Below are 25,663 nucleotides of genomic sequence, written 5' to 3'. Positions count from 1 at the left end.
CATCGCGATGCCGTCGCCACGCGTCCCGTCCTCCGCCTGGATCCTCCCACGATCCCTCGCGCCAAGCCGATCCCTCGCGCCAAGTCGATTTCTCGCACCAAGTCGATTTCTCGCACCAAGTCCCTGCGACGATCCCCTCCCTGCGACGATCCTCTGCCCGGAGCCCCGATGCGCATTCGTACCTTCCTGCTGGCCCTCTTGCTGCTCACCGGCCTCGGTGGTCTCGCGGGGGCCTCGCCGCTGATGCCGAGCGCCGCCGTCACCACCGCCCTCGACCAGCCGTCCACGGTCGAGACTGTGCGCTGGCGCCGCCACCGGCACTGGCACCGGCGCCACTGGCATCGCCGGCACTGGCATCACCGCCGCCATTACCGCCGGCACTGGCACCACCGGCGCCATTGGCACCATCGCCGTCACTATGGCCGCCACCATTACCGCCGCCACCGTCACGTGCGCCGGCTGCATTTCAGCCGCCCGGCCGCCGCCCGCCCGGCACGCTGGATCGAGCCGCGCCAGGTCGGACGCTGACCCTTGAGCGAGCGCCCGCCCGAATACGGATCGGATGAACGCCCCCGCGATTGGCTCGATCTTGGGGGGGCGGCCCGCCAGGCCGGCCCGCAGGAAGCGTCGCGGAAGGCGTCCTCGGAGGGCCGGTTCGCGGGGCTCTCCCGCGCCGCCGCCGGGTTCCGGGCGCGGATCGGTCCGGCCGCCCGATCGGGACTGTCGCGGGTGCGGGCGGAAGCCGCCCGCCTCGCCGGTCATCCCGCCACCCGCCGCGCCGCCGCCCTCGCCCGGCGCGTGCCCTGGCTGGGGCTGACGGCGGCCACCGCGGCGCTCGCGGTCGGCCTCGTCCTCGCCTACACGGTCTACGCGCTCGCGACCCTGCCGGTGAATGGCGGGCTGACCGTCGAGCCCACCGCCTCCGCCCTCGTGGTGCGGGCCGCCGACGGGCAGGCCTTCGCCACACGCGGCGTCATCAAGGGGGCGAAGCTCTCCCCCAAGGAAGTGCCCCCCGCCCTCGCCAAGGCGATCGTGGCGATCGAGGATCGGCGCTTCTCCGAGCATCACGGCATCGACCTGCGCGGGCTCCTCCGCGCCGCCTTCCGCAACGCCGCCGCCGGCGGCACCCGGGAGGGCGGCTCGACGCTGACGCAGCAGCTCGTGCGCATGAGCTACCTGTCGCAGGACCGCACCCTGAAGCGGAAGGTGCAGGAGGCGGTGCTGGCCCTGTGGCTGGAATCGCAGCTGCCGAAGGACGAGATCCTCACCCGCTACCTCAACGCCGCCTATTTCGGCGCCGGCGTCTACGGCGCCGACGCCGCGGCGCAGCGTTATTTCGGCAAGCCGGCCAAGGACCTGACCTTGAGCGAGGCGGCCATGCTGGCGGGCCTGGTGCGGGCGCCCTCGCAGCTTGCCCCCCACCGCAACCTCGACGGCGCCCGCGGCCGCGCCGCCCAGGTGCTCGACGCGATGGTGGAGACCGGCGCGATCACGAAACAGGAGGCCGATGCGGCCAAGCGCGCCCCCGCCACCGTCCGGGTGCCGACCGAGACGCCGGTCGGCACCAACTACTTCGTCGACAGCGTCGCCGAGTCGGTCCGCACCCTGATCGGCACCGGGCCGGCGGACGCCACCGTGCGCACCACCCTCGACCTGACGCTCCAGAACATCGCCGAGAGCGTGATCGCCCGCCGCCTCGACCAGGACGGCGAGCGGCGCAAGGTCTCGCAGGGGGCGCTGGTGGCGATGTCGACGGACGGCGCGATCCTGGCGATGGTCGGCGGGCGGGACTATGCCGACAGCCAGTTCAACCGCGTCACCCAGGCCAAGCGCCAGCCGGGCTCGCTGTTCAAGCTGTTCGTCTACCTGACCGCCCTGCGCGAGGGATACCGGCCGGATTCCACGATGATGGACCGGCCGACCCAAGTCGGCGAGTGGGAGCCCGAGAATTACGGCGGGCGCTACCGCGGCGCGGTCTCCTTGCGCACCGCCTTCGCGCACTCGATCAACACCGTGGCGGTGCAGCTCGCCGAGGCGGTGGGGATGCCGGCGGTGATCGAGACGGCGCGCGGCCTCGGCGTCACCTCGGACCTGCCGAACCTGCCGAGCCTCGCCCTCGGCTCGGCCGAGACCACCCTGCTCGAGATGACCCGCGCCTATGCGGCGGTGGCGGCCGGCGCCGAGAGCGTCGAGCCCTACAGCGTGCGCCAGATCCTCGCCCGCGACCAGCCGCTCTACACGCGGCCTCAAGCCCCCCCGGCCCCCGCCCGCGACCAGGCGGCGCGCACCGCCATGCTCGACCTCCTGAGCGCCGTGGTGCGGGAAGGCTCGGGCAAGAACGCCCGGGTCTCGGTGCCGGCCGGGGGCAAGACCGGCACCACCCAGGACAGCCGCGACGCCTGGTTCATCGGCTTTGCCGGCGACCTCGTGGTCGGGGTCTGGCTCGGCAACGACGACAACTCGCCGATGGCCGGCGTCACCGGCGGCGACCTGCCGGCCCTGATCTGGCACGACTTCGTCGCCCAGGCCCTCGCGGCCCGGTCCAAGGCCGGCAAGGCCGAGGCGGGCAAGCCCGAGGCGGCCCGCCCGGCCCCGGGGCCGCGGCCCGAGACGGCGAGCATCGCCGAGCCGGAAACCGATCCGCGCAGCCGCGATCCCTCGGGCCGGGATCTCTCGGGCCGGGCCGTGCTGCGGGGCAGCCCGGCGGTGGTCGATACCGGCACCCTCGATTTCGACGGGCGCACGGTGCGGCTGGTCGGGGTCGAGGGCCTGTCCGGCCGCAACGCCCGCGAGCTCGGCCGCTACCTGCGCCGGCGCGACGTCGCCTGCGCGCCGGCCGACGGGGGCGCCTATCGCTGCTCCCTCGACGGCCAGGACCTGTCCGAGCTGATCCTGTTCAACGGCGGTGGCCGCGCCAGCGCCGACGCTACGCCGGACCTGCTCGCCGCCGAGGAGCAGGCCCGCTCCAACCGGATCGGCATCTGGCGGAGGTAGCGACTTGGGTGGCGGCTTCAGTCGCGACTTGGGTCGCTACTTGGGTCCCTCCTTGCCCTTCAGGCAGGGGGCCAGCGCCGCCTTCAGCCTATCCGCGTCGGCGCCCGAGATCGGCACCGTCACCAGGAGCGGGGTGTCGCCCTTGCGCGGGCTCTCCTGGCGCCAGCGCAGGCTTCCCGGGCCGGCGCTCACGGCGGCGGCGATGGTCCTGAGCTTGCGGAGTTCCGCCGCGTCGCCGCGCAGGGAGGCGGCGACGCCGAGGGAGAAATGCCCGTCATCGACGATGCGGCCGCCCGCCGACAGGCGCGTGCCCTGCGTGACCGCGATCTCGGTCAGCGGCTTGCGGGTGCCCTCCGGGCCCTCGAAGGCGCCGAAATCGAACCGCTTCTCCAGGGCCTCGAAGTTCGGGACGTCGAGATCGATCGACAGGGCGCCCGTCTCGTTGCGCGACCGCGTCGTGGTGCAGAGGAACGTCAGCGTCACGTCCCGGCTCTCGGGCCCGATCGTCGCCCGGCCCGGCAAGCGGGTTCCGTCGGCCGCCAGGGCCGTGCCGGCCCAGGCTGCGCAGGTCATCAGGAGGGCGGCTCTCAGCATCGTCGTCACCGGTCTCGCGGGCGGGGAACGGTGACGCTCTAGCCGATTCGGCTCTGTGCTGGGGACTTCGTCGGAGGGGGGGTACTTGGTCGGAGGAGGGACTTCGGCCGGAGGAGGGGGTTCCCCTTCCCCGGCGCCGGCATCTCTCGACCCCGTGACAGACAGCGTTGCCGCTCGCGCCCCCAGGGAGCCGAAAAAGAGGCGTTGGGGCCGAACCTGACGCGGGCGGCCCGGTCCAGGCCTGCTCAGATTAGGACGGCGTTGATCGCGACCGTCAGGGCCGCACCGACGACAGCGACGCCGAACAGCACGGCGCTGCTGACCTGATCGACGGAATCGACGTCGTGGCCGACGCGATGCTCGGGGGAATTGGTGCTCATGGGGATCTCCTGTTCGGGACTTCCCGAGCCAACGCCCGCGGTGCCCGGCAGGATCACCCGCTTCCGAGCCGCACTTCGCCGCAGGGGCAGCGGCTACCCGGCATGCGGCGTGCCGCCGTCATGCCCGTGGCTGGTGCCGATCACGCAGAGCGCGAGGCCGGCGATGCCGCCGAGGGTGCCGATCGGGGTCTGGAAGCGCCAGGAGGCATAGTAGCCGGCACTGCCGATCACGACGCCGAGGAGGGTGAGCACCACTCCGCGGGCCGAGGCCCCGGGCTTGTCGTGGTTCGGTCGGGCTGCGTCCTGGTGCATCATCGGCCTGCCTTCGCCACGCCTCGATCCATCAGCCACCCGCGGTGGGCGGCGGGAGCAGGGGGGCGGCCGCCCTCTCCCTTCGGAGGAACGCGGCAGGCGCGGAATCGCTCATGCTTACCCGTCACTCGCCTTTTCCCTGACATGCCAGGCCGGAACCGGGCTGCTAACGTTCAGGGATCGCACCGCTCTCAACCGATCGGCCGCGGGCCGACCGGCGCCGCCCGAGCCGCGAGTCTCGCCCGTCCCGTTCCCCGACCGTGGTCAGCCTCATGCCGCAGCGCTACTTCTTCAACCTGGTCGGCCCCGCAAGTGCGATCGAGGATCCGACGGGCGTCGAGGCCGATACGCCGGACCAGGCTGAGGCCGAGGCGCGGGCGGTCATCGGCGAGATGCGGACGGCCGGCGACCTGCCGATCCTCGGAGGGGGCTGGCAGCTCGAGATCCGCGACGGGGCCGGCCGGCTGGTGCGCTCAATTCCCCTCGGCTGAGGCGCGGGAGCCCGCCTGCAACAGAACCTGCCGCACATGGGCGCGCAGCTGCGCGCGCATGTTCTCGTCCTGGACCCCCGCATGCGGCGCGGTTGCCTCCGGCTTCCGGGGAGCGGCCTGCTCCTTAGGTCGGACCTTACCGCCGAGCGACATCGTGGCTACCTCCTGCCTTGGGCCCCGGTCCGACTTGTCCGAGGCTCCGCGCGAGAGCGCGGGCCGTCTGCAGCATGTCATGGTGCGCCGCAGCACGGACTGCTCCTCTCCGCCGGAGCCCCCGGCGCCGAACTCGTCCTGTTGATGAGAATCAATCCGGTTCAGGTTGTACCTGTTCCCTCCGGCCACAAACAATGAAAAAGTCGTTAACTCGTTCCCTGTCGAAATGCTGAGGCGCTTGTGCAACGCATCATATGTTAGGTTCTGGACTCAGCGGCCCTCGCCGCCGATGCGGGAGAAGTCTGCGACCTCCCGGGTCGCCGCCCTGAGTGCATGGAGCAGGGCGAGGCGGTTGGCGCGCAGGCCGGCATCGTCGGCGTTCACCGTCACCTTGTCGAAGAAGGCGTCCACGGGCGCGCGCAGGGACGAGAGGGCCCGCATCGCCCCCTCGAAATCCTCCGCCGCGACCGCCCGGCCCGCCTCGGCCCCGGCCTGGTCGAGGGCCCGCGCCAGCGCCGCTTCCTCGGGCAGGCTCAACAGGGCCTGATCGGGCGCCGCATCGTAGGCGCGGCCGTCCTTCTTCTCCTCGATCCGCAGGATGTTGGCAGCGCGGCGGTAGCCGGCGAGCAGGTTCTTGCCGTCCTCGGTGTCGAGGAAGCGGCCCAAAGCCTCGACGCGGCGCACCGCCATCAGGATGTCGTCCTGTCCCGGGAGGGCGAAGACGGCGTCGATGAGGTCGTGGCGCGCGCCCTGGTCGCGCAGGTAGACCTTCAGCCGGTCGGCGAAGAAGGCGATGAGGTCGTCCGCGAAGGCATCCGAGCCCTGGCCGTGCCCGGACGCGGCGGCGGCGATCTGCGCCCGCAGGGAGAGCCGCGCCTCGCGGGCCAGGATCAGCCGGATCACGCCGAGCGCCGCGCGGCGCAGGGCATACGGATCCTTGCTGCCGGTCGGCTTCTCGTCGATCGCCCAGAAGCCGACCAGGGTGTCGAGCTTGTCGGCGAGCGCGACCGCCACGGAGACCGGTTCGGACGGCACCCGGTCGCTGGGGCCGAGCGGCTTGTAATGCTCCTCGATCGCGGCGGCGACCGCCGGGTCCTCGCCCTGCTCGGCCGCGTAGTAGCGGCCCATCAGGCCCTGCAATTCGGGGAACTCGCCGACCATCTCGGTGACGAGGTCGGCCTTGGCGAGGCGCGCGGCCCGCCCGGCGAGACCCGCATCGGCCCCGACCACCGGCGCCAGCGCCCGGGCGAGGCTGGCGATGCGCTCCACCCGCGCTCCTTGCGTGCCGAGCTTCTCGTGGAACACGATGCTGTCGAGCTTCGGGAGCCGGTCCTCCAGCCGCACCTTGCGGTCGGTCTCCCAGAAGAAGGCCGCATCAGACAGGCGGGCGCGCACCACCCGCTCGTTGCCGGCGACGATCGCCGCACCGCCGTCGGAGGCCACCAGGTTCGAGACCAGGATGAAGGCGTTGGCGAGGCGCTCGCGCCCGTCGGGGCCGGGGCTGCCTCGCAGCACGAAGCACTTCTGGTTCGCCCGGATCGTGGCGCGGATCACCTCCGGGGGAATCGCCAGGAAGCGCTCGTCGAAGGCGCCCATCAGGGTCACCGGCCACTCGACGAGGCCCGCCACCTCCTCCAGCAGGCCCTCGTCCTCGACGAGGTCGAGGCCGCGGGCGAAGGCGAGGTCGCGGGCATCGTGCAGGATGATGTCCTTGCGCCGGTCCGCGTCGAGCACCACGAAGGCCCGCTCCAGGGCCGGCAGGTAATCGGCGAAACGGCGCACCTCGATGGCTTGAGGCGCCAGGAAGCGGTGGCCGCGGGTGGTGAAGCCGACCTCGACCCCGTCGATGGCGAAGGGCACCACCTCGGGCGTCTCGGTCTCGGGGCCGAAGCTCGCGACGATCGAGTGCAGCGGCCGCACCCAGCGCAGCGAGCCCGGCTCGCGCGAGGCGGCGCCCCAGCGCATCGATTTCGGCCAGGGGAAGCTCTTGATGATCGCCGGCAGGATCTCGGCCAGGACTTGAATCGTCTCGCGGCCGGGCCGCTCGATCACCGCGACGTAGAACTCGCCCTTCTTCGGGTCGGAGACGATCCTGGCCTCGTCGAGGCTGGCGAGGCCGGCGCTCTTCAGGAAGCCCTGCACCGCGCCCTCGGGGGCGCCGACGCGGGGCCCCTTGCGCTCCTCGCGCACGTCCTGGCCGCGGGGCGGCAGGCCGGCGACGTGGAGGGCGAGGCGGCGGGGCGTCGCGAAGGCCTTGGCGCCCTCGTACAGGAAGCCGCGCTCGACCAGAGCGTCGGTGACGAGCTTGCGCAGGTCCTCGGCCGCGCGCCGCTGCATGCGGGCGGGGATTTCCTCGGAGAAGAGTTCGAGCAGCAGGTCGGGCATCGGGCGGCCTCAAGGCTCTCCCTGGGGAGAGCCCGAAATCGAGAAAGGATGAGTTGGCGGGCGGTGTAGCGCCGGACGGCGCGGATGTCAGGCGGCGGGCGTCTCGCCTGCCAGGCCGCCGGCATCGGTGCGCCGCCAGGCCTCGCCGCAGGCCTTGGCCAGCTCGCGCACCCGCAGGATGTAGCTCTGCCGCTCGGTCACCGAGATCACCCCGCGCGCGTCGAGCAGGTTGAAGACGTGGCTGGCCTTGATGCACTGGTCGTAGGCCGGCTGCGCCATGCGGTGGCGCGGATCGTTGCTGTTGGCCCCGGGCTCGCCGGCCTTCAGGTAGGCGCGGCAGGCGGCCTCGGCGTCGCGGAACTGCCGGAAGAGCATCTCGGTGTCGGCCGCCTCGAAGTTGTGGCGCGAATATTCCTGCTCGGCCTGCAGGAAGACGTCGCCGTAGGTGACCTTCTCGTCGCCCTCGCGGCCGTTGAAGTTGAGGTCGTAGACGTTCTCGACGCCCTGGACGTACATCGCCAGGCGCTCGAGGCCGTAGGTCAACTCGCCGGCGACGGGTGCGCATTCGAAGCCGGCGACCTGCTGGAAGTAGGTGAACTGGCTCACCTCCATCCCGTCGCACCAGCATTCCCAGCCCAGGCCCCAGGCGCCCAGCGTCGGGCTCTCCCAATCGTCCTCGACGAAGCGGATGTCGTGCAGGCCGAGATCGACGCCGATCGCCTTCAGCGAATCGAGGTACAGCTCCTGGAGGTTCGGCGGGTTCGGCTTCAGGATCACCTGGAACTGGTAATAATGTTGCAGCCGGTTCGGGTTCTCGCCGTAGCGCCCGTCCTTCGGCCGGCGCGAGGGCTGCACGTAGGCCGCCTTCCAGGGCTTCGGTCCGAGCGCCCGCAGAGTGGTCGCCGGATGGAACGTGCCCGCCCCGACCTCCATGTCGTAGGGCTGGAGGATCACGCACCCTTGCGCGGCCCAGAACCGCTGAAGCGTCAGGATCAGCCCCTGGAACGAGCGGGTCGGCTGGAGGTCGGCGTCGGTGGCGGTCATGGTCTCGCGGGTTCGGCTCGGGCGGTTCTCGTGGCGGGGAGCCTTAGAACCGGCAGCCCCCGAGTCAAGCGCGGGTGCGCCGCCGCACGCCCTCGCGGAAGCGCCGGAACCGGAGAACGGTCAAGCTCGTTGACAGTACAGATCGGAAGATGGGCCGCCCGCCGGGGCGCAAGACTTGGGGAGACTGTCCGTGACTCACCGCCTGACCTTGGTCGCTGCCGCTGCGCTCCTGTCCCTGGTCGCGACCCCGCTGGTGGTGCGGGCGGGCTCCGATGCTCCGAAGAGCGAGCCCGCCGCGGTCGCCGAGGCGGCGAAGCCGGCCGTCGCCGAGGCGCCGGCCCCCGCCTGCCGGTCGGTGCGGGTGGTCTATGCGGGCTACGGGGCGCCGGCCTGCGGGCGGTAAGAGATCGGTCTCGACACAGCCGAACCCATCCATCGTCATCCCGGTTTCTCGCCTGCGGCGAGCCCCGGGATGATGCTGTGTGGTGGCAGTCGTGTCCTTGAGGCGACTGCGTAAGCGACCTGACGACTAAAGCACCGGCATCGCCCCCGCCACCGTCACCAGCGCCCCCGACGTGTAGCTGCTCTCGTCGGAGGCCAGCATGACGTAGGCCGAGGCGAGTTCCGCCGGCTGGCCCGGGCGGCCGAACGGCACCTGGCTGCCAAAGGACTTGACGGAATCCTCCTCCATCCCGGACGGGATGAACGGCGTCCAGATCGGGCCCGGCAGCACGCCGTTGACCCGCACGCCCTTCTCGGCCAGCAGCTGCGCCAGGCTCAGGACCAGGTTGCTCAAGGCGCCCTTGGTGGCGCTGTAGGCGAGCAGCGACGGCATCGGGTGCTTGGAATTCACCGACGAGGTGAAGATCACCGAGGCGCCGGGCTTGAGATGCGCCATCGCCGCCTTGGTGACGGTGAACGACCCGAACACGTTGGTGCGGAAGTGGTCCTCGAAGACCTCGTCGTCGATCGAGGCCAGGTCCTGGTTCGGCTGCTGGAAGGCGCCGTTGTTCACCACCACGTCGAGGCGGCCGAACGTCTCGACGGTGCGGGCGACGATCTCGCGGCAATAGGCCCGATCCTTGAGGTCGCCCGGCAGCAGCAGGGCGCGGCGCCCGGCCTTCTCGACCCACTGCGCCACGGCCTCGGCGTCGCCCTGCTCGGAGGGCAGGTAGGAGATCGCGACGTCGGCGCCCTCGCGGGCATACGCGATGGCGACCGCCCGCCCGATGCCGGAATCGCCCCCGGTGATCAGGGCCGCCCGGCCGGTGAGCTTGCCGGAGCCCGTGTAGCTCGCCTCGCCGTGATCGGGTTCCGGCTTCATCCGCCCGGTCAGGCCGGGGAAGCCCTGCGGCTGGCCCGCGAAGGGAGGGCGCGGATGCTTGGTGAGGGGGTTCGGGAAATCGGACGACATGTGGGGGACGGCCTCCGGCTGTCGGTGGGGCAGGTCGCCGTCAACCGGGGAGGCCCTCGGCCGTTCCCAACCCTCCCCCGGTATCCCTCACTCCTCCCGCGAGCCGTCGTCCTGGCCGAAGGCATCCTCCTCGCGGCCGGGGATGGCGTAGCGCCCGCTCAGCCAGCGCTGCAGGTCGACATCGGCGCAGCGCTTCGAGCAGAACGGCTTGAAATCCGGGGCGGCCGGCTTGCCGCAGATCGGGCAGGCCGGCTTCGGGGTGTCGTCGGGCGTCGTCACGCGCGCCTCCTGCGGTCAGGCCGCGTCGCGCCAGGCGCCGCGAACCGGGTAGCCCTCGCCTTCGAGCAGCCCGACCGTCTCGTAGAGCGGCAGGCCGACCACGGCGCTGTAGGAGCCGACGAGCTTGACCACGAAGGAGCCGGCGAGCCCCTGGATCGCGTAGCCCCCGGCCTTGCCGCGCCACTCGCCGCTGGCGAGATAGCCGTCGATCTCGCGGGCGGAGAGGCGCTTGAACCGCACCCGTGTCTCGACCAGGCGCTCCCGCGGCCGGTCCTTCGGGCCGATGACGCAGACCGCCGTGTAGACCCGGTGGGCGCGGCCGGAGAGCAGCCGCAGGCAGGCCGCCGCCTCGTCGGTCACCTCGGCCTTCGGCAGGATGCGCCGGCCCACCGCCACGACGGTGTCGGCCGCCACCACGTAGCCCTGGCGCAGCTCCTCGCTGCCGCGGGCCGCCGCCACCGCCACGTCGAGCTTGGCGCGGGCCAGCCGCCGCACCAGGTCGCGGGGCTTCTCGGATTTCAGCGGCGCCTCGTCGAGGTCGGCCGGCAGCAGGGCGTCCGGCTCCAGCCCCGCCTGCTGGAGCAGCGCGAGGCGCCGGGGCGAGGCCGAGGCGAGGACGAGCTTCGGGCGCGCGGCCTGCGGGATCGGGGAAGTCTCGGTCATGAAGCGCCGTGTCTCGAAGGGGATACAATGCCCGATGCCCTATCTGGCCGGCGAAATCCAGCATCGGGGGTCGCGGCGCTGCGAGTGCGGTGCCGCGGGGCACTCGGGCCGCCGGCCGGAACGGAAACGGGCCGGACGCCATCGCGCCCGGCCCGCTCCTTTGCGTGATGGCCAGCCCGGGACGCTCCCAGGCCGGCCGTCGTCGTCAGGCCATCGCCTCGTTGCGCAGCCGCTCGTAATCCGATTTCGGCAGCGGCACCGCGCGGGGCTGGCCGAGATCCTTCATCGGGATGCGGTAGGTCTCCCGGGCGCTCCAGGCCGCGACCGCCGCCACCGCGGTGATCGCCAGCGCGATCGAGCCGATGGTGAGCGGGATGTTGGTCGAGCCGGGGGGCGCCACGGTGGCGAACAGGGCCGGCAGCATCGCCGTGATGGCGGTGCCGACATTCTGCGAGATCGCCATCGCGGAGACGCGGGTGCGGGTCGGGAACAGCTCGGGATAGAAGCTCGGGAAGACCGCGTTGTAGCCCTGGTAGACGACGCCCCACATCAGCAGCGACATCACGATCGCCAGCGGCACGTTGGCGATGCTGATCGCGTAGAGGTAGCCGAAGGACAGGAGCCCTGAGCCCAGCGCCCCGACGATGATCGGCGGGCGCCGGCCGATCTTGTCCGACAGGTTGCCGACCACCGGGATCACGAAGACGGCCAGGATGTTCCCGAGCACCGGGATCCACAGGTAGACGTCCTTGTGGAAGCCGATGCCGTAGGCGGCCTGCACCGCGTAGGCCGCGCCGAAGATGGTGGTGACGACCGGGATCACGTTCATCAGCGCCATGCACACCACCCGCAGCATGTCGGGCCAGGAGGTGGCGAAGGCCTCGACGATCGGCGCGCGGGCGACCTCGCCCTGCTTCTCCTCCTCGGCGAAGGCCGGGGTCTCGTCGACCTCGCGGCGGATGATGTAGCCGACGATGATGACGATGAAGCTCAGGAGGAACGGGATGCGCCAGCCCCAGGAATTGAACGCCTCCGTCGGCATGTAGGCGGCGAGCGGCAGGAACACCGCGGCGGCGAGGATCTGGCCGGCCTGGACGCCCTGTAGGGTGAAGCTGGCGAAGAAGCCGCGACGGCCGAACGGCGCGTGCTCCATGGTCATCGAGCTGGCCCCCGAGATCTCGCCGGCGACGGCGAAGCCCTGGATCAGGCGCAGGATGACGAGCAGGATCGGCGCGAGGATGCCGACCTGGCTGTAGGTGGGCAGGAGCCCGACCGCGATGGTCGAGAAGCCCATCAGGAACATGCACAGGACGAGCACCTGCTTGCGGCCGTGGGTGTCGCCCCAATGGCCGAGCACGAAGGCGCCGATCGGCCGGCTGACATAGCCGACGCCGTAGGTGGCGAGCGAGGCCACGATCGCCACGGTCGGGTTGTTGGACGGGAAGAACAGCTGCGGGAAGATCAGCGACGCCGCCGTCGCGTAGATGAAGAAGTCGTAATATTCCAGCGCCGAGCCGATCCAGGCGCTCGCGGCGGCCTTCTTGGATTGCTGTCGGTCGTGGGTGTGATCTCTTGGCACGGCACTCATCGGGTGTTCCTCCATGGTTGGACGGGATCTTTGCCGCCTTCGCGCTTCGGGCGACATTGGGTCAGATTGGTTTTTATTAAAGTATAGTGAAACGAATGGCGTAAAGTAAATATCAATCAATGCCGATTGCGCGCAATTCCATATCCGGCACCGAAAAGCAAGGGCACGGCCGAGCCCGATCGCCGGCAGCGAGCTCGGACGCCGGCGGTCAGGCGGCGAGCGGCGCCACGGCGCGGTCGAAGGCCCGCGCCATGGCGGAGACCGGCGCCTCGCGGCCGGTGAACAGCGCGAAGGCGTCGAGGGCCTGGTGGATGGCGAGTTCGCGCCCCGTCATGGTGCGGGCGCCGATCCGGGCCGCCTCCGTCAGCAGCGGGGTCCAGAGCGGGGAATAGACCGCATCGGCGACCCACATCCCGGGGCGGAGCAGGTCCAGGGGTACGGGCGTGCCGCGATCCGGCAGCATCCCGACCGGCGTACCGTTGACGATGCCGCGCGCACCCTCGACCGCCTCCCCGATCCGCCGGCAGACCCGCAGGGAGGCGTGGCCGGCGAGCGAGGCCGCCACCGCCTCGGCCTTGGCCGGGTCGGCATCGACGAGGCGGACCTCGAGGCCGGGAAACCGCGCCAGCGCCACCGCGACGGCTTTGCCGACGCCGCCGGCGCCGATCAGCGCCACCGGGCCGTCGGGCTCGGGCCCGAAGGCCTGGGTGAGGGCGCGGGCAAAGCCCGTCGTGTCGGTGTTGTGGCCGGTGAGCTGCCCGTCGCGCACCACGATCGTGTTGACGGCCCCGACGGCGCGCGCCCCCGGCGACAACGCATCGAGGAGCGGCAGGACCGTTTCCTTGTACGGAAAGGTGACGTTGACGCCCGAGAAGCCGATCGGGGCGAGGGACGACAGCAGGCCGCGCAAGCGCGCGGCATCGGCCCCGGGCACGTCGATGAGCTGGTAATGGGCCCGCAGGCCGACCGCCTCGGCGGCCGCCTCGTGCATCGCCGGCGAGGCGGAATGGGCGATCGGCGATCCGATCAGCCCGAGCAGGATGGGTCTGGCGTGCCCGTGAGCCATGGCGTGCGGCCCCTTGATGTCGGCGCCCGCCCGTGGCGAGCTCTCCCTGGACCGCACCCTATCGCCGTCGCAACCGCATCCCGAGTACCAAGTTGCGCGTGGATCGTAACATCATGTTACGGATGGGCGCGCACCTGCCCCGGCCGCGCCATCTCCTGGCGCAGGACGCGCACGAAGCTCGCCGCGAACATGCTCAACGCGGTCCCGGCCTTCATGGCGATCCAGGTCTCGAAGACCGGCCCCTCGTCGATCGGCAGCACGCGGATGCCCGGGAAGGCGTCGTGCGCGATGGTGAACTGGTCGATCACCGCGATGCCGAGGCCGGCCCGCACCAGCGAGCACACCGTCGAGCCGAACCGGGCCCGGATCGTGATCCCGTAGGACAGCCCGCGCTCGCGGAAGATGTCGGACATGATGCGGCCATAGGGGTCGTTCGGGTCGATGCCGATCAGGGGATGGCGCACGATCTCCTCGGCCGAGATCGAGGTCCGGGCGGCGAGGGGATGATCCAGCGGTACGATGCAGAACAGCCCGCCGCGGGCCAGCGGCTCGAAGGTCAGGGCCGGATGGTCCAAGCGGTAGCTCATCGCCACCACCTCGCCCTTGCCGAGGAGCAGGTAGTCGATCGCCTCCTCAAGCTTCAGGATGTTGATGTCGATCACGAGGTGCGGATAGGCCGCGCGCACCCGCTCGATCGCCCGCGGCACCATCACGTGCGAGATCGACGGCACCGAGCCGATCAGCAGTTCCTGCCCCGAGCCCCCTTGCGTGCGCTCCAGCACCCAGCGCAGGTCCTCGACCTTGTCGAAGACGGCGTTGATCTGCTCGAAGACGTGGCGCGCCTGATCGGACGGCACCAGCCGTCCGGCGCGCCGGTCGAACAGGCGGAGGCCCAGCGAGGCCTCGGTATACTTCATCAGCCGGCTGATGCCCGGCGCCGAGACGTTGAGGAGCCTGGCCGCACCGGCGATGGTCCCGGTCACCATCACGGCGCGGGCGACCTCGATCTGGCGCAGGGTCAGCATGGGGTGGCCTCCGGGGCGCAGCGTCCGGGCAGATGTGCGGAAACGCCGGCCGTGACGCAAATGCCGCCCGGCCCCTTTCGGCCGAAAGGCGCAGCGGTGCTATAGGCGGGGCGCGCCCGGCCCGCGCCCTCCCGGGGCCGATCCGAGACCCGATGCGCGTCCTCTTCGTCCACCAGAACTTCCCCGGCCAGTACCGCCACGTCGCCCCGGCCCTGGCCGCGCGGCCCGGCACCGAGGTCGTGGCGCTCGGCATCGGCCCCGCGCCCGCCCTGCCGGGGGTGCGCCACGTCCGCTACGCGGTCGCCGGCCGATCCCATCCCGGGATCCATCCCCTGGCGGCGGATTTCGAGACCGCGACCCTGCGGGCCGAGGCGGCGGCGCGGGCGGCGCTGGCGCTGAAGGCCGAAGGCTTCGTCCCCGACGTGATCTGCGGGCATTCGGGCTGGGGCGAGACCCTCTTCCTCAAGGACGTCTGGCCGCAGGCCCGGCTCCTGACCTTCGCGGAGTTCTTCTACAGCGCGTTCGGGGCCGATACCGGCTTCGACCCGGAATTCCCGAGCCGGGAGGGTCATGCCTTCCGCACCCGCGCCCGCAATGCCGGCCAGCTCGTCGCCTTCGAGGCCTCCGACCGGCTCGTCAGCCCGACCGCCTGGCAGGCGAGCCGCATCCCGGCCGCCTTCCGCGACCGTCTCGCCGTCATCCATGACGGCATCGACACCGACCTCCTGCGGCCGGACCCCAAGGCGCGCATCACGCTCGGCCGCGACCGCCTGTCCCTCGGCCCCGGGGACGAGGTCGTCACCTTCGTCAACCGCAACCTCGAACCCTATCGCGGCTATCACAGCTTCATGCGGGCGCTGCCCGAGATCCTGCGCCGGCGGCCGAAGGCCCGGGCGGTGATCGTCGGCGGCAGCGACACCAGCTACGGCGCCCGGCCCCCCGCCGGACGGACCTGGCGCGAGATCTTCCTCGACGAGGTCAAGGCGGAGCTCGACCTGTCGCGGGTCCACTTCGTCGGCAAGATCCCCTACCGCGACTACGTCAACCTGTTGCAGGTCTCGGCGGCCCACGTCTACCTGACCTATCCGTTCGTCCTGTCCTGGTCGATGCTGGAGGCGATGGCGCTCGGCGCCTGCATCGTCGGCTCCGCGACCCCGCCGGTGGAGGAGGTGATCCGCCAGGGCGAGAACGGGCTCCTGGTCGATTTCTTCTCGCCGGCCCAGATCGCCGAGGCGGTGGTCGGCGTGCTGGCCGATCCCGGGGCCGTCGCGCCCTTGCGGGCGGCGGCCCGGCAGACCGCGCTCGCCTACGACCTCAAGCGGGTCTGCCTGCCGGCACACTTGCGCTTGATCGAGGTGGTCGCCGCCGGGGCCGGCGCCTGACCCGGTGCCGGTCCCGGAGGCGCTCGGCCTCATGCGCGAGGAGGTCGGCGCCGCCTTCGACCCGGCCTGCTGCGCGGCGCTCGAACGGTGGTTGCCGGCCTCGACGGCGCGGGCGGCCTGACGGCCGCCCGCGGAGGTTCAATCGATCGAGGCGGTCGCCTCGACGGTCTCCCGCACCCGGACCGGCGTCACCGTGACGGCGTCGCCGGTCCGGGTGATGGTGACCGCGCGCGGGGCGGCGCCGGCCTGGCGCGGCGTCGAGACCGTGACGCTCTGGCCCGACGCCAGCACGGCCTCGAACCGGGAGGCGGGGGCGGCGGCGCGGGGCGCGAGCGTCACGACCACCCGGTAGCCCGCGGGCTCGGGCCGATAATAGGCCACCCCGGCGAGCGAGCCGAGATCGAGGCTGGCCGCCCCGGCCGGGGCGAGCTCCCCGGCGGAGGCGGCCGTGGCGGCGAGCGTCGCGGCGGCGGCGAGAAAGGTCGTGCGAAGGGTCGTCCGGGTCATCATCATCGTCCTGGCCGTGGCGGGATCCGATGGCGGCCCCGCTCTCATGGACGTGATATGCGCTGCGCTGCAGCATGGATCAAACAGATCGCATCGATAATGGCTATTGATCACATCGATCTGTCCCGGGTCGACCTCAACCTCCTGGTCGCCCTCGACGCGCTCCTCGCCGAGCGCAGCGTGACCCGGGCGGCGGCGCGGATCGGCATCGGCCAGTCGGCGATGAGCAGCGCGCTCGCGCGCCTTCGCACCCTCTTCGGCGACGAGCTCCTGACCCGCGCGCCCGAGGGGATGCGGCCGACCCCGCGGGCGCTCGCCCTCGCCGAGCCGCTGCGGGCGGTGCTGCGCCAGGTCCAGGTCCTGGTGCGCCGGGACGAGGCCTTCGATCCCCGCACGGTGGTGCGCACCTTCACGATCAGCCTGCCCGACAGCACCGAGGTGCTGCTCGGCACGCGGCTCCTCGCCCATCTGCGGCGAGAGGCACCGGGGATCAGCCTGCTGCTGCGCTCGGTCGACCGGGCGCATGTCCTGCAGGAGATCGATGCCGACCGGATCGACCTCGCCATCGACCTGTCGTTCCGCGGGCAGATGCACCACAAGCAACGCCTGCTCTACCGCGACAGCTACGTCTGCCTGTTCAACGCCGCCCAGGTGGGGCTGACGCCGCCGATCTCCCTCGACGATTACCTGCGCTTTCCCCACGTCCTGACGAGCCTGCGCGAGACCGCCCACGGGGTGGTCGACGATGCGCTGGCCAAGCTCGGCCTGAGCCGCACCCTCGCGGTGACCTCGCCGCGCTTCCTGGCGGTGCCGTTCCTGGTGCGCAGCGCGCCGGTGCTCACCACCATGCATGCCCGCCTGGCGCTCCTCTTCGCCGAGACCCTCGGGCTGACGGTGAGCCCCGCACCCGTCCCCCTCGACGACGTGGCGGTGGCGATGCTCTGGCACGCCTCCTACGACGACGACCCGGCCCATCGCTGGCTGCGCGACCTGCTGCGGCACCTGGCGGGCGAGGCGCCGGTCATTTCCTGACGCCCGACCCTGCCGGAGCGGCGCGCGAGCCGCTATGCTGGCCGGATTCACTCCCGACTCGAACCGACCCTGGACCCTTCGACGTGCGCCTGACCCAGATCACCCACCACGACCTCGACGGCTACGGCGCCGCGACCCTCGTCGCGGCCTATGCCGAGCCCGCCCGGATCGTGCACGTGCCGCGCTACGGCGATGTCGGTCCCGTGGTCGACGACGAATTGAAGCGCTTGGGGAAAACCAAGGCGGCCGAGATGGTGCTCGTCACCGATCTCGGCATCGAGGAGCCGACGATCGCCTTCCTGCGCCGCTTCGCCGCCATGAACCGCAAGCGCGACCCGGAGGCGCCGCACCGGCTGGTGGTGCTCGACCACCACACCTCCTCGATCGACCAGATGCGCCGTCAGAATCTGGAGCCGAAGGCCGACCCGGACAACCCGCGCCTGTCGCGGTTCGACCTCGGCGATCCGTCGGTCACCGTGCTGGTCGACGAGAATTCCAGCGCGACCAAGATGGTCGCGACCCACCGCGCCCTGTTCGCCACCCGCGAGGCCGACCCGGCGAAGGCCGAGGACCTGGCGCTGCTCGTCGCCTCCGTCGACGCCCTCGACCTCTGGCGCAAGGACGATCCGCATTTCCCCGGCGGCTTCGCCCTCGACGAGATCTTCTGGGACAATGTCGGCACCCTGGTGCCGGTCGGGCATCCGGCGCACGATCCCTTCGTGGCCCGCCTGCTGCTCGAAGCGACCGCCAAGCTGCGTACCGGCGCCACCCCGGCCGAGCTGGAGCGCGCCGTGCCGGCGATCCGCGGCGCGATCGTCGACGACCTGATGCGCGACGAGCCCGGCGACGATGCCAGCCTGACCACCCGCCAGCGGATGGCCCGGGCGCTCGCCCGCTCCGACGCGCTGTTCCACGCGCTCCCGGACGGCACGCTCCTGTCCTTCGCCCTCGATGCCGGCACCTTCCAGCGCGTCTCCGACCTGGTGATGGCGAGCGGCCGGGCCAAGCGCCTCGTCAACGTCCAGCGCGCCGGCACCCTGTCGTTCCGCTCGATCGACGGCACCGCCCTCGACGGCGCCCGCCTGTTCCGCGGCGGCGGCCACCAGGACGCCGCCGGCGGCAAGCTGCCGAGCGGCACCGCCTTCTCGCTCGCCGACGCCGTCGCCCAGGTCGAGCCGGTGCTGAACCCGCCGAAGAGCGCGGCCGCCGACAGCCCCTTCGCGGCGCTGAAGAACTGGAAGGGCTGAAGGGGGCGCTCAGCGCAGGGCGGTGAGCATGCGGCCCTTCACCGGCGACCAGGTGAAGGTGCCGCCCGTCGCGACGAGGTCCTCGGCGCGCACCGGCCCGATCTCGGCGTGGCGGCTGTCCAGGCTGCTGTCCCGGTTGTCGCCGAGCACGAACACCGCGTCCGGCGGGATCGTCGTCGTCGGCAGGTCCGATCGGGAGAAGGTCCCGTCGAGCCGGGCGATGCGGTAGCCGTCGCGCCCCGGCGGCCGCTCGATGAAGGCCTGCGCCGTCTGCCCGTTCCCGACCGTGACGGTCCCGTCCGGCTCCACCGGCACCGGGCGGCCGTTCAGGACCAGGGCCCCGCCGGTCACCGCGACGGTGTCGCCCGGCAGCCCGACCACGCGCTTGACGTAGATCGTGTCGGGCAGGTCCCTCGCCTTGAACATCACGATGTCGCCGCGCGCCGGGAAGGGGCGGTCCCGGCGGGCATCGGCGAGGAACACGTCGCCCACCACCAGGCCGGGATTCATCGACGCGGAGGGGATGGAGAAGGACCGCCACCCGAACGGCATGACGGAATCCAGCCCGAACTGAAGCGGGACGACCAGGAGGGCCGCGAGCCAGGTCGAGCGCCACCAGGGCGATGGGGGACGCCTGAAGGACGACCGGGCCCGCCGCATCGCATCGATGGCGGCGCCGATCCAGACCACGATCAGGGCGGCGACAAGCGCCAGCCAGGCGGTCACCACCGGCGGCGTCGGCGGCCACAGGGCGGTGACACCGAGCATGACGGCCGTGGCGGCGACCCACGCGCCCATGAGCGCGACGCCGAGCGGCCAGGCCCGCGCCCGGATATGGCCGAGCCCGGGACACACCAGGGAGAGCAGGCCGGCCAGGGCCATGCCGCCCCAGCGGCGGAGGCGGCTCGGGCGCGGTGAGGTCTGGTCGGTCATCGGATCGGGTGATCTCCCGGGTCTTCGCGGCGCCGCATCGGCCGGATCGCCCGCGGCGTGTGCGGACCGGGAACCACTTAGAGAGAGAATCTGAACGGGCCGTGTTGCCGAGGCACCCTGCGCGACGGAGGGTCTGCTCGCCGCCGCAGGGCGACCGGCCGGAACCATGGTCGAGCCTGTGCGGACCGCCCCCCTGCGGGGCCGATCCCGACGACCGGCCCCGCACGGCGAGACCGGCCGTCGACCGTGCCGCCGTCGCGACGCGCGGATCAAGCGCCGGCGTGCCGGTGCAAGCCTGCTCAGCCGGCCGCGCTCTCGATCCCCGCCATCCCGCCGGGGGCGTAGCGCGCTCCCGCCGCCGCGTCCGGGGCGAACAGCGCGTCGAGGGCCGCGACATCGGCCGGGGTCAGGGCGAGGTCGGCGGCCGCCGCGTTCTCGGCCAGGCGCTCGGGCCGGCGGGTGCCCGGAATCGGGATCACGTGGGGTGCGCGGGCCATCAGCCAGGCCAGCGCCACCTGCCCGGCGGTGACGCCGCGCTCGCGCGCGAAATCGCCCAAGGCCTCCGCGAGCCGGCGGTTCTGCGCCAGCGCCTCGCCCTGGAAGCGCGGGTTGCCCCTGCGGAAGTCGTCCGGCGCCAGGGCCGCGACGTCGACCGCCCCGGTGAGGAAGCCGCGGCCGAGCGGCGAATAGGCGACGAGGGCGACGCCGAGGTCGCGGCAGGCGTCGAGCAGGCCCTGTTCGGGCTCCCGGCTCCACAGGGAATACTCGGTCTGCACCGCGGCGATGGGATGGACCGCATGGGCCGCCCGCAGGGTCGTGGCCGAGACCTCCGACAGGCCGAGCGCCCGCACCTTGCCGGCCTCGACGAGGCGGGCCATGGCGCCGACCATCTCGGGGATCGGCACCGACGGGTCGCGGCGGTGGCAGTAATACAGGTCGACGGTCTCGACGCCGAGGCGGCGCAGCGAGGCCTCGCAGGCGGCGGTGAGGTAGGCCGGGCTGTTGTCGATCCGCCGCTCGCTCGAGCCTTCCCGGCGCACGATGCCGAACTTCGTCGCCAGCACGACCCGGTCGCGGCGGTCCTTCAGCACGCGGCCGATCAACTCCTCATTGCGGCCGTTCCCGTACATGTCGGCGGTGTCGAGGAAGTCGTAGCCGAGCGCCAGGGCCGCCTCCAGGGCGGCGGGCGCCGCCGCCTCGTCGGTCGGGCCGTAGAATTCCGAGAACCCCATGCAGCCGAGGCCGGGGGCGGAGACGGTGAGGCCGGAGCGGCCGAGGGAACGTCGTTGCATCGAAGCACTCCTGAAGGGGCCGCACCGATCTGGCATTCCGGCGCCCGCCGGATAAGCTGTGCCGTCCCGCATGAACCGATGAGCCAGGCTCACCAATGGTCCGCGACGACCTCTCCGACCTCGCGGCCTTCGCGGCGGTGGCCCGGCACCGCAGCTTCCGGCGCGCCGCGGCCGAGCTCGGCCTGTCGCCCTCGGCGCTGAGCCACGCCCTGCGCGGGCTGGAGGAGCGGATGGGCGTGCGGCTCCTCAACCGCACCACCCGCAGCGTCGCCCCGACCGAGGCCGGCGCCGCCCTGCTGCTCCGGCTCGCCCCGGCCCTCGACGCCATCGCCGCCGCCGTGGACGCGGCCATTGCGGCCGCCTCGCGGCCTGCCGGGACCTTGAGGCTCAACGCGCCGCGCAGCGCCTGCCGCCTGGTGCTGATGCCGCTCCTCGCCCGCTTCCTGACCCTGTACCCCGAGGTCCGGGCCGAGGTGGCGAGCGACGACGCGCTCACCGACATCGTCGGCGAGGGCTTCGATGCCGGGGTGCGCTTCGGCGAGCGCCTCGCCCTCGACATGGTGGCCGTGCCGCTGAGCGGGCCGCAACGCTTCGCCGTCGTCGCCGCGCCCGCCTATCTGGCGTCCCGCGGTACCCCGCAGGCGCCGGGCGACCTGACGGGCCATGCCTGTCTGCGCCAGCGCTTCCCGGGCGGGAGCCTGTTTCCCTGGGAGCTGGAGCGCGACGGGGTCGCCGCGGCCGTCGCGGTCGACGGCCCGCTGATCCTCGGCGACCAGGAGCTGATCCGCCTCGCCGCCCTCGACGGCCTCGGCCTCGGCCTCGTCTTCGAGGGCTATGTCGCCGACGACATCGCCGCCGGCCGCCTGGTGCGGCTCCTGGCACCCTGGTGTCCGCCCTTCCCGGGCTTCCACCTCTACTATCCGGGCCGCCGGCAGGTCCCGGCGCCGCTGAGGGCCTTCCTCGACGTGGTGCGGGAGGCCGGCGGCCTCGTGCCGCCCGGATCCGGGCAGGCGGCCTCGTCTCCCGCCTGCCCGTGACCGGATCCGGGCCGCCCGCAGCAGGGGCCGGCATGGTGCCCGGCCTCCCGTCGCCTCGCCGGGATCAGGCCTTCACGAAGGCGAGGAGGTCGGCATTCAGCGTGTCGGCGTGGGTCGTCAGCATGCCGTGCGGCAGGCCCGGATAGGTCTTGAGCGTGCCGTTCCGCAGAAGCGTCGCCGACAGGCGGCCGCTGGCGTCGATCGGCACGATCTGGTCGTCCTCGCCGTGCAGCACGAGGGTCGGCACCGAGATCGCCTTGAGGTCCTCGGTCTGGTCGGTCTCGGAGAAGGCCTTGATCCCGTCGTGATGCGCCTTCGCGCCGCCCATCATGCCCTGGCGCCACCAGTTGCGGATCACGCCCTCCAGCGCCTGCGCGCCCGGCCGGTTGAAGCCGTAGAACGGCCCGGTCGGGACATCGAGGAAGAACTGCGCCCGGTTGGCGGCCAAAGCGGCGCGAAAGCCGTCGAAGACCTCGATCGGCAGTCCGCCCGGATTGGCCTCGGTCTTGAGCATCAGGGGCGGCACGGCGCTGACGAGCACCGCCTTGGCGACCCGCCCCTGCGGCTCGCCGTGGCGCGCGACGTAGCGGGCGACCTCGCCGCCGCCGGTCGAATGCCCGATATGGATCGCGCCCGTCAGGCCGAGCCGGTGCACGACCGCCGCCGCATCCGCGGCGTAGTGGTCCATGTCGTGCCCCTCGGAGACCTGCGACGAGCGGCCGTGGCCGCGCCGGTCATGCGCCACGACCCGGTAGCCCTTCTGCACGAAGAACAGCATCTGCGCGTCCCAGTCGTCGGACGACAGCGGCCAGCCGTGGTGGAACACGAGGGCCTGCGCGTCGCGCGGGCCCCAGTCCTTGTAGTAGATCTGCACGCCGTCGCCGGTGGTCACGAAGCTCATCGGGGCTCTCCTGCCGCGGTCGCCGGCTCGCGTCGCGCCGGCGGGCAGGATCTAACATATCAGGGCCACGGGCGATGAGGGGAGCCGGCCCGGCGTCCTCAGCAGAGTTGCACGGCGCAACGCTGCCGAGATTCGTGTTCTCGCATCATGTTCACCGCCGAACCGGTGACCACTTCGGCGAACGATGCCTAGCCTTCCTCTTCCGCCGGGCCCTCAGGGGCGCGCCGCAGCGGCTGCTGCGCGAATCCGGGTTTCGCGGGCCTGTTCTTGCGCGCGTTCGCGGGCGAGGCGGTGTGGGCCGGCATCTCGGCCAGCCGGGCGACGCGCTCCTTGAACTCCTCGGTCGACGGGCTGCGGGCCGAGCCGGTGATGAACATCTTGGCCATGGCGGATCCTCCGGCGGGATTGCGGACCCGTCCGGGGGCGCTCTGCCCGCGATCGGTGCCGCTGGACAGATTTCGCGATCATGCAGGGAGGACGTGTCGGAGGCCCGCCCGTGAATTCGGGCTACGGGGTCCGAGAAAGCCAGCCACATATCGAGTGTCCGACTATGGACGGTAACGATAGCGCTGACAATGCGGTTTGTTGTTTACATCCGATGCGCATCGCGGCGTAGCAAAGAGCGATGGTCCGTCTGCCGCGACATGCCGTGGCACGAGGGGCCGGCGACGGCACGATGTCCGGATGCTCCCCGCCGGGACGGCTCGTCCGGCGGAGGTGGGGCGGTTCGGGTGTGCCGCTCCCTGGAGCAACGTGCGATGGCATCGCCATCCGACCTTGCTCCAGGCCTCGGATCCGCCGCCCGTCCTGCGACGGGCCGATCCCTGCTTCGTCGGGACAGGCGCGTCAGCGGCGGCGCGGGTCGGCCGGGCGGAAGGCGCGCTCCACGGCCGCAGTGGCGCTGGCATAGGCCCGCTCCTCGCTGTCGTGCGGCCGGTCCGACCGCTCGAGCAGCTTGCCGTGCTTGCGGATCGCCCAGCCGAATTTTCCTTTCGGGCTGTTCAGCGGGGCCACCTCGATGGAGAAGGGATAGAATTCGTTGTCGCTCATCCCCAGGTATATGGCACGAAACACCCCCCGAGGACAAACGTCCCGCCGGGCCCGCATCCCGTCTCCGCCGCTCGACGAGGCATGCCGGCCCGTGCGATAGCCGGCACCGTTCCGGCGGTCCTGCCGCGAGCGATCGGTCCAGGGAATCGGCGCACGAGAGTTCGCGGCCCGTGCCGCGGGAGCGGCCCCGGATCCCGTCGCGTCCCCGCGTCGTCCCCGATCGCGAGACGGTGCCGCTTCCCCGGCCCTGCGATCCCGATGGAGTTCGGCCCTTGATCCCCTGGGTGCACCTCGACACCAGCGCCATCCCCGGAGAGACCGCCTCCCTGCGCCTGATGCGCCGCGGCGACGAGTACGCGATCGTGGTCGACTCGATCGAGCTGATGAACAGCCGCCGCAGCGGCTCGGAGCGGGCGTTGGCCACCCTCGCCTGCGCGCGGCTGCGCGAGCGGAGGCGGCCGCGGATGCTGATCGGCGGGCTCGGCATGGGCTTCACCCTGCGGGCCGCCCTCGCGGAGCTCGGGCCCGACGCCGAGGTCGTCGTCGCCGAGCTGATCCCGGCCGTCGCCGCCTGGGCGCGGGGACCGCTCGCGCACCTCTTCGCCGGCAGCCTCGACGATCCCCGGGTGACGCTGCACGAGACCGACGTCCACCACCTCATCGCCGCGAGCCCGGGCGGCTACGACGCCATCCTGCTCGACGTCGACAACGGCCCGGAGGGGCTGGTGCAGCAGACGAACGACCGGCTCTACGACGTCGCCGGCCTGGGGCGCGCCCGCCGGGCCCTGCGGCCGGGCGGGCTCCTCGGCGTGTGGTCCGAGAGCCCCGACCGCAAGTTCAAGTCCCGCCTGCAGCGCGGCGGCTTCGCGGTCGAGGAGCACAAGGTGCGCTCGGCCGGCAGCGGCGGGCGGCACGTGGTCTGGATCGGGGAGAGAGTCGACGAGGCGGCCGCGGTCTCGGCACGGCGCTAGCGGCGCGGCCGCCCTCGGGGGCGGCCTCCGAACGGATTCCACGGAGACCGGATCGCCGTGCAGATGGGAAAACAAGCCTATAGCGGCGAATCGATTTGCACGAGCGTGACCGGCGTGCAAGCCTGACGGGCCGGGGGTGGGAGACCGCTCCAGCTTCGAGCCCGACATGACCCTGCGCGGCCCCAACCTGTGCCTGGAAGGTTCGACGTTCGGGCCGCGGACGATCTCTGCGTGGCGCGAGGCGGTGGCGCCGTTCTGGGACGTCGAGATCCGCAAGGAGGACACTCCGGATTTCCGCGGCCAGTCGGAGGTCTACCACCTGGGCAACGCCATCATCGGCCTCACCGCGGCCTCGGAGCTGCGCAACGAGCGGTCGCGCGGCCTCGTCGCACGGATGGGGGTCGACCACGTCGCGGCGCAACTCCGGATCGACGGACGGGCGACGATCCGGAGCGCGGGGCACGAGACGCCGATGGGCCCCGGAGACGTCGCCCTGCTCGATCTCGCGCAGCCCCTCTCCCTGGACTCGACGGACTACCGCGCCATCACCGTCATCATCCCGCGCGGCCTGTTTCCGGAGGGCGGAGCCGGGCTCGCCGAGGCGCACGGGACCGTGCTGCCCGGCGCCACGGCGTTCGGGGCGCTGGTCAGCGACCACCTGCGGTCCCTCGGCGCGAACGTCCCCCATTTCAGCCCCGCGGAGGCGCGCGTCGCCGCCCAGGCCACGGCGGTCCTCCTGTCCGCGGCGGCTCGTACCGCGATCGGCGAGGTCGGGCGGCCTCCGGTGCCCGCGCCGGTCTTCCTCGCCGTCCGCAGCGCCATCGACGCCGAGATCGCCTCCGCCGATCTCACCGTGGAGCATCTCTGCCGCCGCTTCGGCGTCTCGCGCAGCGCACTCTACCGCCTGTTCGCGCCCATGGGCG

Annotated in this window: 27 protein-coding genes; 10 read left to right on the top strand and 17 right to left on the bottom strand. The window is 72.2% G+C overall.

Annotated features, from left to right (window positions below; genetic code table 11):
* The first annotated feature begins 168 nt into the window (after window positions 1-168).
* Entirely contained in the window at window positions 169-528 is a 360-nt protein-coding gene (locus VQ03_RS13360; protein ID WP_048451373.1) for a hypothetical protein, read from the top strand.
* A 3-nt stretch (window positions 529-531) separates the two neighbouring features.
* Complete coding sequence (locus VQ03_RS13355; RefSeq protein ID WP_048451372.1) at window positions 532-2,994, top strand: PBP1A family penicillin-binding protein; 2,463 nt, start codon at window positions 532-534, stop codon at window positions 2,992-2,994.
* Between the two features lie 36 nt (window positions 2,995-3,030).
* Here the strand turns inward: VQ03_RS13355 and VQ03_RS13350 are convergent, their stop codons facing one another.
* The 3 genes from VQ03_RS13350 to VQ03_RS13345 all read right to left on the bottom strand — a co-directional run bounded on the left by VQ03_RS13350 (window position 3,031) and on the right by VQ03_RS13345 (window position 4,283).
* Window positions 3,031-3,588, bottom strand: a complete 558-nt coding sequence (locus tag VQ03_RS13350) for a hypothetical protein (RefSeq protein WP_048451371.1) — start codon at window positions 3,586-3,588, stop codon at window positions 3,031-3,033.
* 245 nt (window positions 3,589-3,833) lie between these two features.
* Window positions 3,834-3,968: a hypothetical protein gene (locus VQ03_RS35035; RefSeq protein ID WP_280948490.1), complete on the bottom strand. Its 135-nt coding sequence runs from the start codon at window positions 3,966-3,968 to the stop codon at window positions 3,834-3,836.
* Window positions 3,969-4,061: 93 nt separating this feature from the next.
* A complete protein-coding gene (locus tag VQ03_RS13345; protein WP_048451370.1) occupies window positions 4,062-4,283 on the bottom strand; it encodes a hypothetical protein in 222 nt (73 codons plus the stop codon).
* Window positions 4,284-4,540: 257 nt separating this feature from the next.
* Here VQ03_RS13345 and VQ03_RS13340 point away from each other — a divergent pair, with 257 nt between their 5' ends.
* Window positions 4,541-4,771, top strand: a complete 231-nt coding sequence (locus tag VQ03_RS13340) for a DUF6894 family protein (protein WP_053078563.1) — start codon at window positions 4,541-4,543, stop codon at window positions 4,769-4,771.
* 423 nt (window positions 4,772-5,194) lie between these two features.
* On the opposite strand, the gene glyS is transcribed toward VQ03_RS13340, so the two are convergent.
* Together glyS and VQ03_RS13330 are read right to left on the bottom strand one after the other, a co-directional pair.
* Window positions 5,195-7,309 carry a glycine--tRNA ligase subunit beta gene (glyS, locus tag VQ03_RS13335; protein ID WP_048451369.1) on the bottom strand — a complete coding sequence of 705 codons (2,115 nt, stop codon included), beginning with the start codon at window positions 7,307-7,309 and terminating at the stop codon, window positions 5,195-5,197.
* Between the two features lie 87 nt (window positions 7,310-7,396).
* The gene (locus tag VQ03_RS13330) at window positions 7,397-8,353 is read right to left on the bottom strand and encodes a glycine--tRNA ligase subunit alpha (RefSeq protein WP_048451368.1); all 957 of its coding nucleotides are present in this window, start codon (window positions 8,351-8,353) and stop codon (window positions 7,397-7,399) included.
* Between the two features lie 190 nt (window positions 8,354-8,543).
* Here VQ03_RS13330 and VQ03_RS13325 point away from each other — a divergent pair, with 190 nt between their 5' ends.
* Window positions 8,544-8,756 (top strand): hypothetical protein, encoded by a 213-nt coding sequence (locus tag VQ03_RS13325; RefSeq protein WP_048451367.1) that lies wholly within the window; start codon window positions 8,544-8,546, stop codon window positions 8,754-8,756.
* A 126-nt stretch (window positions 8,757-8,882) separates the two neighbouring features.
* On the opposite strand, the gene VQ03_RS13320 is transcribed toward VQ03_RS13325, so the two are convergent.
* The 6 genes from VQ03_RS13320 to VQ03_RS13295 all read right to left on the bottom strand — a co-directional run bounded on the left by VQ03_RS13320 (window position 8,883) and on the right by VQ03_RS13295 (window position 14,388).
* Window positions 8,883-9,767 (bottom strand): SDR family oxidoreductase, encoded by an 885-nt coding sequence (locus VQ03_RS13320; RefSeq protein ID WP_048451366.1) that lies wholly within the window; start codon window positions 9,765-9,767, stop codon window positions 8,883-8,885.
* An 87-nt stretch (window positions 9,768-9,854) separates the two neighbouring features.
* A complete protein-coding gene (gene yacG, locus VQ03_RS13315; protein ID WP_048451365.1) occupies window positions 9,855-10,046 on the bottom strand; it encodes a DNA gyrase inhibitor YacG in 192 nt (63 codons plus the stop codon).
* A 15-nt stretch (window positions 10,047-10,061) separates the two neighbouring features.
* Window positions 10,062-10,709, bottom strand: a complete 648-nt coding sequence (locus tag VQ03_RS13310) for a Maf-like protein (protein ID WP_048451364.1) — start codon at window positions 10,707-10,709, stop codon at window positions 10,062-10,064.
* A gap of 205 nt (window positions 10,710-10,914) precedes the next feature.
* Entirely contained in the window at window positions 10,915-12,297 is a 1,383-nt protein-coding gene (locus VQ03_RS13305) for an MFS transporter (protein WP_048451363.1), read from the bottom strand.
* 208 nt (window positions 12,298-12,505) lie between these two features.
* Window positions 12,506-13,363: a shikimate dehydrogenase gene (locus VQ03_RS13300; RefSeq protein ID WP_048451362.1), complete on the bottom strand. Its 858-nt coding sequence runs from the start codon at window positions 13,361-13,363 to the stop codon at window positions 12,506-12,508.
* Between the two features lie 116 nt (window positions 13,364-13,479).
* Window positions 13,480-14,388, bottom strand: coding sequence for a LysR family transcriptional regulator (locus tag VQ03_RS13295; RefSeq protein ID WP_048451361.1), 909 nt, complete (start codon window positions 14,386-14,388; stop codon window positions 13,480-13,482).
* A gap of 152 nt (window positions 14,389-14,540) precedes the next feature.
* On the opposite strand from VQ03_RS13295, the gene VQ03_RS13290 reads away from it, so the two are divergent.
* On the top strand, window positions 14,541-15,770 hold the full coding sequence (locus VQ03_RS13290) for a glycosyltransferase family 4 protein (protein WP_048451360.1): 1,230 nt from the start codon (window positions 14,541-14,543) through the stop codon (window positions 15,768-15,770).
* 138 nt (window positions 15,771-15,908) lie between these two features.
* Here the strand turns inward: VQ03_RS13290 and VQ03_RS13285 are convergent, their stop codons facing one another.
* Window positions 15,909-16,277: a hypothetical protein gene (locus VQ03_RS13285; RefSeq protein WP_048451376.1), complete on the bottom strand. Its 369-nt coding sequence runs from the start codon at window positions 16,275-16,277 to the stop codon at window positions 15,909-15,911.
* Between the two features lie 99 nt (window positions 16,278-16,376).
* Between VQ03_RS13285 and VQ03_RS13280 the strand changes: the two genes are divergently transcribed.
* Complete coding sequence (locus tag VQ03_RS13280; RefSeq protein ID WP_048451359.1) at window positions 16,377-17,309, top strand: LysR family transcriptional regulator; 933 nt, start codon at window positions 16,377-16,379, stop codon at window positions 17,307-17,309.
* An 83-nt stretch (window positions 17,310-17,392) separates the two neighbouring features.
* Window positions 17,393-18,556: a dimethylmenaquinone methyltransferase gene (locus VQ03_RS13275; protein ID WP_048451358.1), complete on the top strand. Its 1,164-nt coding sequence runs from the start codon at window positions 17,393-17,395 to the stop codon at window positions 18,554-18,556.
* Window positions 18,557-18,565: 9 nt separating this feature from the next.
* Here VQ03_RS13275 and lepB read toward each other — a convergent pair whose 3' ends face one another.
* Together lepB and VQ03_RS13265 are read right to left on the bottom strand one after the other, a co-directional pair.
* Window positions 18,566-19,489 carry a signal peptidase I gene (gene lepB, locus VQ03_RS30990; protein ID WP_053078562.1) on the bottom strand — a complete coding sequence of 308 codons (924 nt, stop codon included), beginning with the start codon at window positions 19,487-19,489 and terminating at the stop codon, window positions 18,566-18,568.
* A 299-nt stretch (window positions 19,490-19,788) separates the two neighbouring features.
* Entirely contained in the window at window positions 19,789-20,781 is a 993-nt protein-coding gene (locus VQ03_RS13265; RefSeq protein WP_048451357.1) for an aldo/keto reductase, read from the bottom strand.
* Between the two features lie 95 nt (window positions 20,782-20,876).
* On the opposite strand from VQ03_RS13265, the gene VQ03_RS13260 reads away from it, so the two are divergent.
* Window positions 20,877-21,818 carry a LysR family transcriptional regulator gene (locus VQ03_RS13260; RefSeq protein ID WP_048451356.1) on the top strand — a complete coding sequence of 314 codons (942 nt, stop codon included), beginning with the start codon at window positions 20,877-20,879 and terminating at the stop codon, window positions 21,816-21,818.
* 64 nt (window positions 21,819-21,882) lie between these two features.
* Here VQ03_RS13260 and VQ03_RS13255 read toward each other — a convergent pair whose 3' ends face one another.
* The 3 genes from VQ03_RS13255 to VQ03_RS13245 all read right to left on the bottom strand — a co-directional run bounded on the left by VQ03_RS13255 (window position 21,883) and on the right by VQ03_RS13245 (window position 23,769).
* Window positions 21,883-22,719 carry an alpha/beta fold hydrolase gene (locus VQ03_RS13255; protein WP_048451355.1) on the bottom strand — a complete coding sequence of 279 codons (837 nt, stop codon included), beginning with the start codon at window positions 22,717-22,719 and terminating at the stop codon, window positions 21,883-21,885.
* Window positions 22,720-22,907: 188 nt separating this feature from the next.
* Window positions 22,908-23,105, bottom strand: coding sequence for a hypothetical protein (locus VQ03_RS13250; RefSeq protein WP_048451354.1), 198 nt, complete (start codon window positions 23,103-23,105; stop codon window positions 22,908-22,910).
* 460 nt (window positions 23,106-23,565) lie between these two features.
* Window positions 23,566-23,769, bottom strand: a complete 204-nt coding sequence (locus VQ03_RS13245) for a hypothetical protein (RefSeq protein WP_048443191.1) — start codon at window positions 23,767-23,769, stop codon at window positions 23,566-23,568.
* Between the two features lie 272 nt (window positions 23,770-24,041).
* Between VQ03_RS13245 and VQ03_RS13240 the strand changes: the two genes are divergently transcribed.
* Both VQ03_RS13240 and VQ03_RS13235 read left to right on the top strand, forming a co-directional pair.
* A complete protein-coding gene (locus tag VQ03_RS13240) occupies window positions 24,042-24,740 on the top strand; it encodes a spermidine synthase (protein WP_048451353.1) in 699 nt (232 codons plus the stop codon).
* Window positions 24,741-24,876: 136 nt separating this feature from the next.
* On the top strand, window positions 24,877-25,663 hold a 787-nt coding region (locus tag VQ03_RS13235; RefSeq protein ID WP_157064096.1), incomplete at its 3' end, for a cupin domain-containing protein.

Source organism: Methylobacterium tarhaniae (genome assembly GCF_001043955.1).
Lineage (GTDB): Bacteria > Pseudomonadota > Alphaproteobacteria > Rhizobiales > Beijerinckiaceae > Methylobacterium > Methylobacterium tarhaniae.
Note: the sequence above shows the minus strand (reverse complement) of the source record. Positions and strands in the feature narration are given on the sequence as shown.

Bases quoted from the DNA above. Each gene is read 5' to 3' on its own strand.
- VQ03_RS13360 (WP_048451373.1), top strand. From the start codon at position 169: ATGCGCATTCGTACCTTCCTGCTGGCCCTCTTGCTGCTCACCGGCCTC.
- VQ03_RS13350 (WP_048451371.1), bottom strand. From the start codon at position 3,588: ATGCTGAGAGCCGCCCTCCTGATGACCTGCGCAGCCTGGGCCGGCACG.
- VQ03_RS35035 (WP_280948490.1), bottom strand. From the start codon at position 3,968: ATGAGCACCAATTCCCCCGAGCATCGCGTCGGCCACGACGTCGATTCC.
- VQ03_RS13345 (WP_048451370.1), bottom strand. From the start codon at position 4,283: ATGATGCACCAGGACGCAGCCCGACCGAACCACGACAAGCCCGGGGCC.
- glyS (WP_048451369.1), bottom strand. From the start codon at position 7,309: ATGCCCGACCTGCTGCTCGAACTCTTCTCCGAGGAAATCCCCGCCCGC.
- VQ03_RS13330 (WP_048451368.1), bottom strand. From the start codon at position 8,353: ATGACCGCCACCGACGCCGACCTCCAGCCGACCCGCTCGTTCCAGGGG.
- VQ03_RS13320 (WP_048451366.1), bottom strand. From the start codon at position 9,767: ATGTCGTCCGATTTCCCGAACCCCCTCACCAAGCATCCGCGCCCTCCC.
- VQ03_RS13310 (WP_048451364.1), bottom strand. From the start codon at position 10,709: ATGACCGAGACTTCCCCGATCCCGCAGGCCGCGCGCCCGAAGCTCGTC.
- VQ03_RS13305 (WP_048451363.1), bottom strand. From the start codon at position 12,297: ATGAGTGCCGTGCCAAGAGATCACACCCACGACCGACAGCAATCCAAG.
- VQ03_RS13300 (WP_048451362.1), bottom strand. From the start codon at position 13,363: ATGGCTCACGGGCACGCCAGACCCATCCTGCTCGGGCTGATCGGATCG.
- VQ03_RS13295 (WP_048451361.1), bottom strand. From the start codon at position 14,388: ATGCTGACCCTGCGCCAGATCGAGGTCGCCCGCGCCGTGATGGTGACC.
- VQ03_RS13290 (WP_048451360.1), top strand. From the start codon at position 14,541: ATGCGCGTCCTCTTCGTCCACCAGAACTTCCCCGGCCAGTACCGCCAC.
- VQ03_RS13285 (WP_048451376.1), bottom strand. From the start codon at position 16,277: ATGACCCGGACGACCCTTCGCACGACCTTTCTCGCCGCCGCCGCGACG.
- VQ03_RS13280 (WP_048451359.1), top strand. From the start codon at position 16,377: ATGGCTATTGATCACATCGATCTGTCCCGGGTCGACCTCAACCTCCTG.
- lepB (WP_053078562.1), bottom strand. From the start codon at position 19,489: ATGACCGACCAGACCTCACCGCGCCCGAGCCGCCTCCGCCGCTGGGGC.
- VQ03_RS13265 (WP_048451357.1), bottom strand. From the start codon at position 20,781: ATGCAACGACGTTCCCTCGGCCGCTCCGGCCTCACCGTCTCCGCCCCC.
- VQ03_RS13260 (WP_048451356.1), top strand. From the start codon at position 20,877: ATGGTCCGCGACGACCTCTCCGACCTCGCGGCCTTCGCGGCGGTGGCC.
- VQ03_RS13255 (WP_048451355.1), bottom strand. From the start codon at position 22,719: ATGAGCTTCGTGACCACCGGCGACGGCGTGCAGATCTACTACAAGGAC.
- VQ03_RS13250 (WP_048451354.1), bottom strand. From the start codon at position 23,105: ATGGCCAAGATGTTCATCACCGGCTCGGCCCGCAGCCCGTCGACCGAG.
- VQ03_RS13245 (WP_048443191.1), bottom strand. From the start codon at position 23,769: ATGAGCGACAACGAATTCTATCCCTTCTCCATCGAGGTGGCCCCGCTG.